Source organism: Streptomyces sp. NPDC002676 (assembly GCF_053592455.1).
On sequence record NZ_JBSFVT010000014.1, the window covers coordinates 125,140 to 137,988 of the forward strand.

General features: G+C 70.7%; 9 protein-coding genes and 1 riboswitch. Of the genes, 6 read left to right on the top strand and 3 right to left on the bottom strand.

What is annotated here, in order from left to right:
• The first annotated feature begins 1 nt into the window (after position 1).
• The 3 genes from ACWD3E_RS30770 to recQ all read left to right on the top strand — a co-directional run bounded on the left by ACWD3E_RS30770 (position 2) and on the right by recQ (position 5,411).
• The gene (locus ACWD3E_RS30770) at positions 2-1,573 is read left to right on the top strand and encodes an NADH-quinone oxidoreductase subunit M (protein ID WP_451390836.1); all 1,572 of its coding nucleotides are present in this window, start codon (positions 2-4) and stop codon (positions 1,571-1,573) included.
• A complete protein-coding gene (nuoN, locus tag ACWD3E_RS30775; RefSeq protein WP_451390837.1) occupies positions 1,570-3,228 on the top strand; it encodes an NADH-quinone oxidoreductase subunit NuoN in 1,659 nt (552 codons plus the stop codon). Before ACWD3E_RS30770 ends, nuoN begins: the two co-directional genes overlap by 4 nt.
• Before the next feature lie 173 nt (positions 3,229-3,401).
• On the top strand, positions 3,402-5,411 hold the full coding sequence (gene recQ / locus ACWD3E_RS30780) for a DNA helicase RecQ (RefSeq protein WP_451390838.1): 2,010 nt from the start codon (positions 3,402-3,404) through the stop codon (positions 5,409-5,411).
• A 63-nt stretch (positions 5,412-5,474) separates the two neighbouring features.
• On the opposite strand, the gene ACWD3E_RS30785 is transcribed toward recQ, so the two are convergent.
• Positions 5,475-6,413, bottom strand: coding sequence for a M56 family metallopeptidase (locus tag ACWD3E_RS30785; protein WP_451352905.1), 939 nt, complete (start codon positions 6,411-6,413; stop codon positions 5,475-5,477).
• Positions 6,414-6,635: 222 nt separating this feature from the next.
• Positions 6,636-7,853 carry a fumarylacetoacetase gene (fahA, locus tag ACWD3E_RS30790; RefSeq protein ID WP_451390839.1) on the bottom strand — a complete coding sequence of 406 codons (1,218 nt, stop codon included), beginning with the start codon at positions 7,851-7,853 and terminating at the stop codon, positions 6,636-6,638.
• Between the two features lie 355 nt (positions 7,854-8,208).
• Between fahA and ACWD3E_RS30795 the strand changes: the two genes are divergently transcribed.
• On the top strand, positions 8,209-9,021 hold the full coding sequence (locus ACWD3E_RS30795; RefSeq protein ID WP_451390840.1) for an HAD family hydrolase: 813 nt from the start codon (positions 8,209-8,211) through the stop codon (positions 9,019-9,021).
• A gap of 12 nt (positions 9,022-9,033) precedes the next feature.
• On the opposite strand, the gene ACWD3E_RS30800 is transcribed toward ACWD3E_RS30795, so the two are convergent.
• Positions 9,034-9,522 carry a transglycosylase SLT domain-containing protein gene (locus ACWD3E_RS30800; RefSeq protein WP_451390841.1) on the bottom strand — a complete coding sequence of 163 codons (489 nt, stop codon included), beginning with the start codon at positions 9,520-9,522 and terminating at the stop codon, positions 9,034-9,036.
• Positions 9,523-9,526: 4 nt separating this feature from the next.
• Positions 9,527-9,707: riboswitch (cyclic di-AMP (ydaO/yuaA leader) on the bottom strand.
• Between the two features lie 637 nt (positions 9,708-10,344).
• Between ACWD3E_RS30800 and ACWD3E_RS30805 the strand changes: the two genes are divergently transcribed.
• Together ACWD3E_RS30805 and ACWD3E_RS30810 are read left to right on the top strand one after the other, a co-directional pair.
• A complete protein-coding gene (locus tag ACWD3E_RS30805) occupies positions 10,345-11,355 on the top strand; it encodes a polyprenyl synthetase family protein (RefSeq protein WP_451390842.1) in 1,011 nt (336 codons plus the stop codon).
• 224 nt (positions 11,356-11,579) lie between these two features.
• Entirely contained in the window at positions 11,580-12,791 is a 1,212-nt protein-coding gene (locus ACWD3E_RS30810) for a LolA family protein (protein ID WP_451390843.1), read from the top strand.
• The last annotated feature ends 58 nt before the right edge of the window (positions 12,792-12,849 follow it).

Sequence of the window (12,849 nt, forward strand, 5' to 3'; positions counted from 1 at the left end):
GATGTCCTTTCCTCTGCTGACAGCGACCGCGGCGCTCCCGGCCCTCGGGGCCGTCGCCACGGCGGCCGTGCCGGCCGCGCAGCGCACCGCGGCCAAGTGGCTGGCGCTGCTGGTCTCGCTCGCCACGCTCGCCCTGGCGGTCACCGTCCTGGTCCGCTTCGACCCGGACGGCGCCCGCTACCAGCTCACCGAATCCCACGCCTGGATCAAGGACTTCGGGGTCCGCTACGAGCTGGGCGTGGACGGTATCGCGGTGGCGCTGATCGCGCTGACCGCCGTGCTGATCCCGTTCATCATCCTCGCGGGCTGGCACGACGCCGACCCGCTGGAGACCGGGAGCAAGCGGTGGCGGCCCACCCAGGGCTTCTTCGCCCTGATCCTGGCCGTCGAGGCGATGGTGCTCATCTCCTTCGAGGCCACCGACGTCTTCGTCTTCTACATCTTCTTCGAAGCCATGCTCATCCCGATGTACTTCCTCATCGGCGGCTTCGGGGACCGTGCCCACGAGCACGGCGAGGCGGCTGCGTCCACGCAACGGACGTACGCGGCGGTGAAGTTCCTGCTCTACAACCTGGTCGGCGGCCTGATCATGCTGGCGGCGGTGATCGGCCTCTACGTGGTGGCCGACAGCTTCAGCCTCCAGGAGATCGTGCAGGCCCGCGCGAACGGCTCGCTGCACATGGCGACGAGCACCGAACGCTGGCTCTTCCTCGGCTTCTTCTTCGCCTTCGCCGTGAAGGCGCCGCTGTGGCCGCTGCACACCTGGCTGCCCAACGCGATGCAGGAGTCCACCGCCCCGGTCGCCGTCCTGATCACCGCGGTGGTCGACAAGGTGGGCACGTTCGCGATGCTCCGCTTCTGCCTCCAACTGTTCCCGGAGGCGTCGAAGTGGGCGACGCCCGTCATCCTCGTCCTGGCACTGATCAGCATCGTCTACGGCGCCCTGCTCGCCGTCGGCCAGCGGGACATCAAGCGGCTGGTGGCCTACGCGTCGATCTCGCACTTCGGCTTCATCATCATGGGCATCTTCGCGATGACCAGCCAGGGCCAGTCCGGCGCCACGCTCTACATGGTCAACCACGGAATCTCCACGGCGGCGCTGATGCTGGTCGCCGGCTTCCTGATCTCCCGGCGCGGCTCGCGGCTCATCGCCGACTACGGAGGCGTGCAGAAGGTCGCCCCGGTGCTCGCCGGAACCTTCCTGATCGGCAGCCTCGCCACCCTGTCGCTGCCCGGACTCGCCCCGTTCGTGAGCGAGTTCCTGGTCCTGGTCGGCACGTTCACGCGCTACCCGGCGATCGGGATCATCGCCACCTTCGGCATCGTCCTGGCCGCGCTCTACACCCTCGTCCTGTACCAGCGGACGATGACGGGCCCGGTCAAGCCCGAGGTCTCGTCGATGCCCGACCTCAGAGTGCGCGAACTGGTGGTGGTCGCCCCGCTGATCGTGCTGCTGATCTTCCTCGGGGTCTACCCGAAGCCCGTGACGGACATCGTCAACCCGGCGGTCAAGCAGACCATGTCCGACGTACACAAGAAGGACCCCAAGCCCGAGGTGGAGGCGGCCAAGTGAGCACAGTAGCCGTCCACAGCCTGTGGACAACCGCGGCAGCCGCGGCCGGCCCGATCTCGAAGATCGACGCGCCGAAAATCGAGTACGGACAATTGTCGCCGACCTTGATCGTCCTCGGCGCCGCGCTGGTCGGGGTCCTCATCGAGGCGTTCGTCCCGCGGAAGGCCCGGTACTACGCGCAGGTGTTCGTGTCCGTCGTCGCGCTCTGCGCCGCGTTCGCCGCGGTCCTCGCGCTCGCGGCCGACGGGTACGGCACCACGAAGGCGCACATCGCGGCCATGGGGGCGATCGCCGTCGACGGACCGGCCCTGTTCCTGCAGGGCACCATCCTGCTGGCCGGTCTGGTCGGCCTGTTCACCTTCGCCGAGCGGCGCCTGGACCCGGCGGCGCACGGCAACCGGGTCGACTCCTTCACCGCGCAGGCCGCCTCCGTGCCGGGCAGCGACAGCGAGAAGGCGGCGGTCAAGGCCGGTTTCACCACCACCGAGGTGTTCCCGCTGCTGCTCTTCGCGGTCGCCGGCATGCTGGTGTTCCCCTCGGCCAACGACCTGCTGACGCTGTTCGTGGCCCTGGAGGTCTTCTCCCTGCCGCTGTACCTGCTGTGCGCGCTGGCCCGCCGCAAGCGGCTGATGTCGCAGGAGGCCGCGGTCAAGTACTTCCTGCTCGGCGCGTTCGCCTCGGCGTTCACGCTGTTCGGTATCGCGCTGCTGTACGGCTACGCCGGCTCGGTGTCGTACGGCCGTATCGCGCAGGTCGTCGACGGCACGGTCACCAACGTGGACCCGGCCCTGGCCAACACCATGGGCAACGACGCGCTGCTGCTGATCGGCGGCGCGATGATCGTGATGGGCCTGCTGTTCAAGGTGGGCGCGGTGCCGTTCCACATGTGGACGCCCGACGTCTACCAGGGCGCGCCGACCCCGGTGACCGGCTTCATGGCCTCGGCGACGAAGGTGGCGGCGTTCGGCGCGCTGCTCCGCCTGCTCTACGTCGTCCTGCCCGGCATGCGCTGGGACTGGCGGCCGGTCATGTGGGCGGTGGCGATCGTCACCATGCTGGGCGGCGCGATCGTCGCGATCACGCAGACCGACATCAAGCGGCTGCTGGCGTACTCGTCCATCGCGCATGCCGGATTCATCCTCGCGGGTGTCATCGCGACCTCGAAGGACGGCGTGTCGTCGGTCCTCTTCTACCTGGCGGGGTACTCGTTCGTGACGATCGGCGCGTTCGCCGTGGTCACGCTGGTGCGCGACGCGGGCGGCGAGGCCACCCACCTGTCGAAGTGGGCCGGCCTCGGCCGCCGCTCCCCGCTGGTGGCGGCCGTGTTCGCGGTGTTCCTGCTGGCCTTCGCCGGCATCCCGCTGACCTCCGGCTTCGCCGGGAAGTTCGCCGTGTTCAAGGCGGCGGCGGACGGCGGTGCGGCGCCGCTGGTGGTGATCGGTGTGATCTCCTCGGCGATCGCCGCGTTCTTCTACATCCGCGTGATCGTGCTGATGTTCTTCAGCGAGCCGAAGCCGGAGGGCCCGACCGTGGCGGTGCCCTCGCCGCTGACTTCGGCGGCGATCGGTATCGGCGTGGCGGTCACGCTGGTGCTCGGTGTGGCGCCGCAGTACTTCCTGGACCTGGCGAACCAGGCGGGAGTGTTCGTGCGCTGACGCGGCGCCTGCCGTGCGGGCGGCGGCCCGGCATCCCTCGGGGGAGCCGGGCCGCCGTGCCGTTCGGACAGTGGGCCGAGCCTGTGGATAACTCCGAGGCTGTCGGTCCGGGCCCCTATCGTGGATGCAGTGGTCGACGGACGGCACACGGGGGACCGACGGGGGACAGGACGATGGACGGGACAGGCGGGATCAGGGAGATGCAGGGCGTGACCGAGGTGCCGGGCGCAGCCGGGAGCGAGGCGCTGGCCACGCTGCACCGGGTGTTCGGGTACGAGGCCTTCCGCGGCGAGCAGGAAGCGATCATCGAGCATGTGGTGGCGGGCGGCGACGCCCTCGTCCTCATGCCGACCGGTGGCGGCAAGTCGCTCTGCTACCAGATCCCGGCCCTGGTCAGACCCGGTACGGGCGTGGTGGTCTCGCCGCTGATCGCGCTCATGCAGGACCAGGTGGACGCCCTGCGCGCCCTCGGTGTGCGGGCCGGCTTCATCAACTCCACGCAGGACTTCGACGAGCGGCGCGTGGTCGAGGCCGAGTTCCTCGCGGGCGAGCTGGACCTGCTCTATCTGGCCCCGGAGCGGCTGCGGCTGGACGCCACGCTCGACCTGCTCTCCCGCGGCAAGATCTCCGTCTTCGCGATCGACGAGGCGCACTGCGTGTCCCAGTGGGGCCACGACTTCCGCCCCGACTATCTGGCCCTGTCCCTCCTCGGCGAGCGCTGGCCGGACGTCCCGCGGATCGCCCTCACCGCGACGGCCACCCGCGCGACCCACCAGGAGATCACCGAGCGGCTGCACCTGCCGTCGGCCCGCCACTTCGTGGCCAGCTTCGACCGGCCCAACATCCAGTACCGGATCGTGCCCAAGGCCGACCCCAGGAAGCAGCTCCTCGCCTTCCTCCGGGAGGAGCACGCGGGCGACGCCGGCATCGTGTACTGCCTCTCGCGCAACTCGGTGGAGCGGACGGCGGAGTTCCTCACCGCCAACGGCATCGAGGCGGTGCCGTACCACGCAGGTCTGGACGCGGGCACCCGCGCGGCGCACCAGTCCCGGTTCCTGCGCGAGGACGGCCTGGTCGTGGTGGCGACCATCGCCTTCGGCATGGGCATCGACAAGCCGGACGTGCGCTTCGTCGCCCACGTGGACCTGCCCAAGTCGATCGAGGGCTACTACCAGGAGACCGGCCGCGCGGGCCGCGACGGTCTGCCGTCCAATGCGTGGATGGCGTACGGCCTGAACGACGTCATACAGCAGCGCAAGCTGATCCAGTCCGGCGACGGCGACGAGGCCTTCCGCCGCCGGGCCGCGGCCCACCTCGACTCGATGCTCGCGCTGTGCGAGACGGCCCGGTGCCGCCGCGGACAGCTGCTCGCCTACTTCGGCCAGGAACCCGCCCCGGCGGGCTGCGGCAACTGCGACACCTGCCTCACCCCGCCGGAGACCTGGGACGGCACGGTCGCCGCGCAGAAGGTGCTCTCGACGGTGGTACGGCTCCAGCGGGAGCGCGGGCAGAAGTTCGGCGCCCTGCAGATCGTGGACATCCTGCTCGGCAAGCGCACCGGCAAGGTGATCCAGTTCGACCACGACCAGCTGTCCGTCTTCGGCATCGGCCAGGATCTCTCCGAGGGCGAGTGGCGGGGCGTCGTCCGCCAGCTGCTGGCCCAGGGGCTGCTCGCGGTCGAGGGCGAGTACGGCACGCTGGTGCTCACCGAGACGAGTGGTTCGGTGCTGCGGAACGAGCGCGAGGTCCCGCTGCGCAAGGAGCCGAAGAAGCCGGCCGCCTCCCGGTCGGGTTCGGGCGCGGGCTCCGCCCGGGGCGGAGGCAAGGCCAAGGCCGCCGCGGCCGAGCTGCCCGACGAACTGCTCCCCGCCTTCGAGGCCCTGCGGGCCTGGCGCGCCGAGCAGGCCCGGGAGCAGGGCGTCCCGGCGTACGTCATCTTCCACGACGCCACGCTGCGAGAGATCGTCACCCGCCGTCCCGCCTCGGTGCGGGAGCTGGGCACGGTCAGCGGCGTGGGCGAGAAGAAGCTGGCGACGTACGGGGAGGGGGTACTGGCGGTGCTGTCCTCCCTGGACGGCTCCGGCACGGCCGCCGCCACCGTGCCCGTGCCCGCGCCCGGTGAGTCCCCGGAGGACGACTGGCCGGAGTGGGGCGAGGAGCCGGAGCCGGACGACTGGATATAGCGAGCTGCCACCCGGGCGCCTGCGGGGGTGGGGTGGGTCTGGGGGCGGCCGCCCCCAGGGGGCTCAGGACAGCGCCGACAGTCCCGGGGCGAACGTGATCAGCAGCGGCAGCAACGGCACCAGTGCGGCCACCGTCGTCGTCAGCGCCCGCTGCCGTCGCAGCAGCCGCGGCGGGGGCTCCAGGAGGCGGTCCACGCGCTCGCCCAGCAGACGGCGGCTGGAGGCGCAGGAGAGGACGCCCCGGTGCTGGTTCAGCTCGATCAGCGCGAGGGCCGTGGTGAGGTGGCCGCAGCGGCGGGACGCGGTGTCGTCGGCGGCGAGTTCGACCAGGCGGTGGGTCTGGTCGCAGAAGTGGGCGAACAGCGGCACGCGCGGGAAGCCCGTGGCGAGCGCCGTGGACAGGTGCAGCAGCCAGTCGTGGTGGGCGCGGGCGTGACCCCGCTCGTGGGTGAGGACCGCGTCCAGCTGGTGGTCGGTCAGGCGCTGCAGCGCCCCGGTGGTGACGACCAGCTGGGGCGGATGGCCGGGCATCCACCAGGCGTCCGGGTACTCGTCCTCCAGCACCAGCATCGGGCCCCGCGCGGCCGGTAGCCCGGCCGGGAGTTCGGGGGCGCGTTCGCGCAGTTGCGCGCGGGTCTGGCCGAGGCGCCGGCGGGCCTCGGCCAGTTCCCGGGCCAGCATCGCCGTCGTCCAGGCGGCCCCGCAGGCCAGCAGCACCGTGAGGGTGACCGCCCACACCGGCGCGGACGAGAGGTCGTACGCAGCGGTGACGGCGGGCGGTGCCGGGGCGAACACGCGGTCGCGGACGGTGTGGAAGACGGCCGCCGCGCCGAGGATCAGCGCGGCCAGGCAGCACATCAGGACCGTGGCGACCAGGCACTGCCACACCCACAGCGCGACCACGGGCTCCCGCTCGGGCCAGCTCGCCCGGGTCAGGGCACGCGGCGCCGGTACGGCGGCCGTCAGGGCGACGACGCTCAGCAGGAGCAGGCAGACGGTCATACCGGGGCACCGTCCTGGTCGGGGTCGGAGTGTGTGCGGGAGAGGGGTGGTGCGTGTCCCGTCAGTATGACGGCGAGGGGCGCCAAGAGGCAGTCCCCGACGGGGATCCGCCCGCCCTCCTTCGAGTCCGGCTCCTTCGCGTGCCGAGTCCGGGGACCGGCGGGGTGACGCTCACCCCGCCGGTCACTCCAGTCTCTTAGCCGCGCCCTCGGCTCCCGGAGGTCAGCCCGACACGATCCGCCCGCTGACCTCGCCCAGGCTCACCCGGCTCCCGTCCGGCCCCGGCGCCCACGCCGACATGGTGACCACGTCGCCGTCCTCCAGGAACGTGCGCTTGCCGTCCGGGAGTTCGAGGGCGTCGCGGCCGTTCCAGGTCAGCTCCAGCAGGGAGCCGCGCTGATGCTGCTCCGGGCCGCTGACCGTGCCCGAGCCGTACAAGTCGCCGGTGCGCAGCGAGGCCCCGTTCACCGTCATGTGGGCGAGCTGCTGGGCGGCGGTCCAGTACATGGTGGAGAACGGCGGCTCGGCGACCACATGGCCGTTGATCGCCACGGAGATCCGCAGGTCGTAGCCGTCCGGCTGCCCGCCCTCGGCCGTGTCGTCCAGGTAGGGCAGCAGCGGGTGCGTGCGCTCCGGCGGCGCCACGCGCGCGTGCTCCAGCGCCTCCAGCGGGGTGATCCACGCGGACACCGAGGTGGCGAAGGACTTGCCGAGGAAGGGGCCGAGGGGCACGTACTCCCAGGCCTGGATGTCGCGCGCGGACCAGTCGTTCAGCAGGCACAGCCCGAAGACGTGCTCCCTGAAGTCGCCCAGCGCGACCGGCGTGCCCAGCTCGGACGGCTTGCCCACGACGAAGCCGACCTCGGCCTCGATGTCCAGCCGGACCGACGGGCCGAAGACGGGGGCGGGGTCGGCCGGCGCCTTGCGCTGCCCGGAGGGTCGTACGACATCCGTGCCGGAGACGACGACCGTGCCGGAGCGGCCGTGGTAACCGATCGGCAGGTGCTTCCAGTTGGGGGTGAGGGAGTCCGCCGCGTCCGGGCGGAAGATCTGGCCGACGTTCCGCGCGTGGTTCTCCGAGGCGTAGAAGTCGACGTAGTCCGCCACCTCGAACGGCAGGTGCAGGGTGACCTCGGACAGCGGGTGGAACAGCGGCTCGACCGTCTCGCGGTGCGCGGGCTCCGTCACCCAGGCGGTCAGCGCGCGCCGCACCTCGGACCAGGCCGTGCGGCCGGCGGCCAGCAGCGGGTTGAGGGTGGGCTTCGCGAGCAGCGCGTGGTGCGGCGAGCCGAGGGCGGTGGCCGCGGCGCCCGCGTCGAGGACGTGGTCCCCGAGCCGGACGCCGACCCTCCGCTCCGTGCTGCCGGAGGGCGAGAAGACGCCATAGGGAAGGTTGTGCGGACCGAAGGGGTCACCCTCGGGGACGTCGAAGGGGGGCATGGGGTACTGCCTCACTCTCATCCGGCGCCTTGCGCGGCGATGCGTTCCATGTGGTCGCGCCACACGTTACGGCGGAGGCAGGTGTCTTGGGCAGTGCCCGAAGGGTTGTGCGGGTGATGACTGAAGAGTTCTTGATGCCCGGAAAAGTCTTGTCGGGGTGGCAATCCCCGGCTTGGCTGCCTTTGGGGGCGGACGGGGTGGATCCGGTCCGCAGGCGGCCCATGGCTGAGGCCGCTCCACTCCTACGAAGGAGGCCATCAGGCAAGCGGATGGCCCCACTTGGGGCTGGGAAGTACATAAGTGCACAGGGTGACAGGGGGAGTCGGGTGGGGCGCGAGGTCCGTATTCTCTGATCATGGCCGCCTCCCCCGCGTATTCACTGATCGCCACCGACCTGGACGGGACGCTGCTGCGCGGCGACGACACCGTCTCCGACCGGTCGCGCGCCGCGCTCGCGCGGGTGGCGCGGGCCGGCGCCCGGCACCTGGTGGTGACGGGCCGCCCGGCACCCAGGGTGCGGCCCCTGCTGGACGACCTCGGATATACGGGGCTCGCGGTGTGTGGGCAGGGCGCGCAGGTGTACGACGCCGGAGCCGACCGCCTGGTGCGGTCGGTGCGGCTCGACCGGGAGCTGGCCGAGACCGCGCTCGGCAAGATCGAGGCCGAGGTCGGGCAGGTCCACGCGGCCGTCGACCAGGACGGCGTGGACGGGCTCACGCTCATCGAGCCCGGGTACCGGATGCCCCATCCGACCCTGCCCGCGGTGCGGGTCGGCCGCCGCGACGATCTGTGGGCGGAGCCCATCAGCAAGGTGCTGCTGCGCCATCCCGACCTGTCCGACGACGCGCTGGCGGCACTCGCGCGCTCGGTCGTGGGCTCGCTGGCGACGGTCACCATGTCGGGGCCGGGCACCGTGGAGCTCCAGCCCGGCGGGGTGACCAAGGCGACCGGGCTCGCGCTCGCCGCCGACCTGCTGGGGATCGGCGCCGAACAGGCTCTCGCCTTCGGCGACATGCCCAACGACATCCCGATGTTCGCCTGGGCCGGCCGCGGCGTCGCCATGGCCAACGCGCACCCCGAACTCAAGGCGGTCGCCGACGAGCTCACCAAGTCGAACGAGGACGACGGCATCGCCGTCGTCCTCGAAAGACTGTTCCCGACCGACTGACCGGGGGGTATGTCAGTACGCGCTGAAGACGTTGTCGATCGAACCGTAGCGCGCGGCGGCGTAGTTGCAGGCGGCGGTGATGTTCGCGACGGGGTCGTAGATGTTGAACGACGTTCCGGCCACGTGGTACGTGTTGAACGTCGGGTCGATGACCTGGAGCAGGCCCTTGGACGGGATGCCCTTGGCCGCGTTGGAGTCCCAGAGGTTGATGGCGTTGGGGTTGCCCGAGGACTCCCGGATGATGTTGCGGTAGATGCCGTTGTAGCTGCCCGGGATGCCCTTCTGAGCCATGATCGCGAGCGACTCGCGGATCCAGCCGTCGAGGTTGTTCGGGTACCCCGCGAGGGTGGTGGCGGCGGTCGTCGTCGTCCCGCCGGCGGCGGATGCGCTCGTGGCGCCGATGAGCGGGATCGCGAGTACGGCGACGCCGGTGCCGGCGGCGGCGAGCGCGCGGAGGAGGCGGTTGTTCCGGGTGCGGCGGGGCTGAACGGCAGCAGACATGGGGAAGTCCTCTCCGGCGCCTGCGAGGTGAGCTGTCGGGTTCGGGCTGGGGAGTGCCCGGCCGGGCCGTCGAGACGGCACGACTTCACCCCTAGCCGTTCCGGTGCGACATGTGTCGACCGGGCCGGCGGCATACCTGGGTCCCCCGCTCCTGCCGTACGAAATGAGTTCGTCGATGGGTCTTTCAGGCGGCGGCAGGATTCGGCGTCCGCCTGATGGCCCGGAACGTATGCGAGAGCACATGTCCGGAACAAGTACCAGATTCGTAGATCAACCCAGTTGACCTTGATCTGTTCTGAATGTGGTACTTGATCCTTTGCAGTTGCCAACACTCAACTCGCCTTTGCGGCAAGGGGTGGGAAGGGGTGGGGGCGACTATTCCCGGCGAGGCGTTCCGGTGGGCGTGAGTGACCCAACTCACGAATGGGCAAAATATGGCAAATCAGGCATGAGGTATTAAGGGGATTCAGGCGATTCGGGGGTTTCAGGGGATTTGCTTCACCCATTGGAGACGGGAAAGTGGTCCGCGTCACAGCTGATTTCGGAGGGTTCGGTGGCCGGCCACGGCTCCCGTCGCGACTCGCCGACGCGGCGCGGGGGCCGGCGCGTCCGGCGGGGTCCGCCATACGTGCGCGTACCCCCTCGTACCGTCCGCCGGTGGGAGTCGTGGGGGTAGGACGTACGGATGTGCATGAGTGTCTCGAGCGGTGGGCGCTATCGGTGATCGAAAGCGGACCGGATACGCTGACTTGAAGTGATAGCGGCGACCTATCGACAAACCGTGTAATCGCCAACAGAGACACAGCAGACAGGAGACCCCTCGTGACCGTCGTCGGGCCGTTCGGGCTGAGCGTGCGGGACCAGGCTCTCGAAGCCGATGTCCAGGCCGGATTGGCGGCTGTCGAGGAAGGTTTGCTCGAAGCCACCAAGAGCGAGGTCCCGTTCATCACCGAGGCCGCGCAGCACCTCGTCCGGGCCGGCGGGAAGCGTTTCCGGCCGCTGCTCGTGATGCTCGCGGCGCGCTTCGGTGACCCGTACGCGCCGAACGTGGTGCCGTCCGCCGTCGTCGTGGAGCTGACCCACCTCGCCACGCTCTACCACGACGACGTCATGGACGAGGCCGCCGTGCGCCGCGGTGTGGACAGCGTCAACACCCGCTGGGGCAACTCCGTCGCGGTCCTCACCGGCGACTTCCTCTTCGCCCGCGCCTCCCAGATCCTCGCCGACCTCGGCCCCGAGGCGGTCCGGGTGCAGGCCCTCGCCTTCGAACGGCTGGTGACCGGTCAGATCCTGGAGACCGCGGGTCCCTCGGACGGCCGTAACCCGGTCGACCACTACCTGGACGTGCTCAGCGGCAAGACGGGTGCGCTGGTGGCGGTTTCGTGCCGGTTCGGCGCCATGATGTCCGGCGCCGACGAGACGGTCGTCGACGTCCTCACCCAGTACGGCGAGCGGCTCGGTGTCGCCTTCCAGCTCTCGGACGACGTCCTGGACATCGCCTCCGACTCGCACGAGTCCGGCAAGACCCCCGGCACCGACCTGCGCGAAGGCATCCCGACCCTGCCCGTGCTCCGGCTGCGCGAGCGGGCGGCCAAGCTGGGGCTGCCCGAGGACCTCGCGCTGTGCGAGCTGCTGGACTCCGACCTCAGCGACGACGCCCGGCACGCCGAGGTGCTCGCCGCGCTGCGCGCACACCCCGCGCTGGAGCAGGCCCGCCGGGACGCCGTCCGCTACGCCGAGGAGGCGCGCGCCGCGCTGGCCCCGCTGCCCGAGTGCGACGCCAAGGCGGCGCTGACGGAACTGTGCGACGCGGTGGTGTTCCGGGCCGGCTGAGCCCGGCTTCGGGACGACCCCTACGGGTCGGGTGGAGCTGCCGCCCTTTCGTGTCATACCGCAGGCGTACACGGAGTTGGCTCCGAGGTCTGACGCTTCCTCACGGCCGATTTGGTCAGATGGGAACCACGGAAATCACCACTCCTCACCGATTCGGGTGAGAATGGCGGCTCAGGTGGACCAGCGTGAGGACAGCCGCCGCCGACGACGGAGGTAAGGCACACATGGCACCGTACGAATCCGACGACGCAATGGACGTCGCGCAGGACGGGGACCTGCGTACCGGACGCCGCAAGGCCGCCCGGTACGTCGTCCCGGTCGCGGTGGTGGGGGTGGCGGCGGCCACGATCGGGCTCGTCCCGGCGCTCGCCGCCTCCGGTGACCCCGACCTGCCGAAGATCACCGCACAGCAGCTCATCGAGAAGATAGCCAAGTCGGACGTGCAGCAGCTGTCCGGCACGGTGAAGATCGACACCGACCTCGGCCTGCCGAACTTCGGCGGCCTGGAGAACAGCCTGATGTCCGGCGCGGCCCGGGGCGGCCACGGCGACGGCTCGACCGCGGACCCGAAGGCGAAGCTCACCGAGCTGGTCTCCGGCACGCACACCCTGCGCGTGGCCCTCGACGGCCCGGACCGGCAGAAGCTGTCGCTGCTGGAGAGCGGCGCCGAGTACAGCCTCATCCACAACGGCAAGGACGTGTGGGGCTACGACAGCAAGAGCAACGAGGTCTACCACGGCTCCTCGGCCGGCTCGGCCAAGGAGCACCGGGCCGAGCCCCCGGCCACGCCCAAGGACTTCGCCGACCAGGCCCTGAAGTCGGTGGACGACACCACGTCCGTCACCGTCGACGGCACCGCCCAGGTCGCCGGCCGCGACGCCTACAAGCTGCTGATCAAGCCCAGGCAGTCCGGCAGCACGGTCGGCGCGATCAGTATCGCCGTGGACGCGAAGACGGGTCAGCCGCTGAAGTTCACGCTGACCCCGGCGAGCGGCGGCGCTGCCGTCCTCGACGTCGGCTTCACCCAGGTCTCCTTCGCCGAACCGGCCGCCCGCACCTTCGACTTCACCCCGCCCAAGGGTGCGAAGGTCACCGAGGAGAAGAAGGAGTCCAGGGCACGGCAGCACGCGCCGAGGCCCGGCGAGGACTTCGGCAAGGGCATGGCGGGCATGGGGGGCCATGACGTCCTCGGCAAGGGCTGGAACTCCATAGCCGTCTTCGACACCGGCGCCAAGGGCGGCATGCCCAGCGGCGACAAGGGCGGTGCGTTCGGCGGCTTCCTCGGCTCGCTCGGCGACAAGGTCTCCGGGAAGTTCGGCAAGGGCACCGTCTTCCACACCCGCCTGGTCAACGCCCTGATCACGGACAACGGCAAGGTGTATGTCGGCACGGTCACCAAGGACGCGCTGGTGAAGGCGGCGAACGAGGGGAAGTAACCCCGAATCAGGGGCGGTGAACCGGGGCAGGGGGGCTCACGGGTCCCCCTGGCGTACG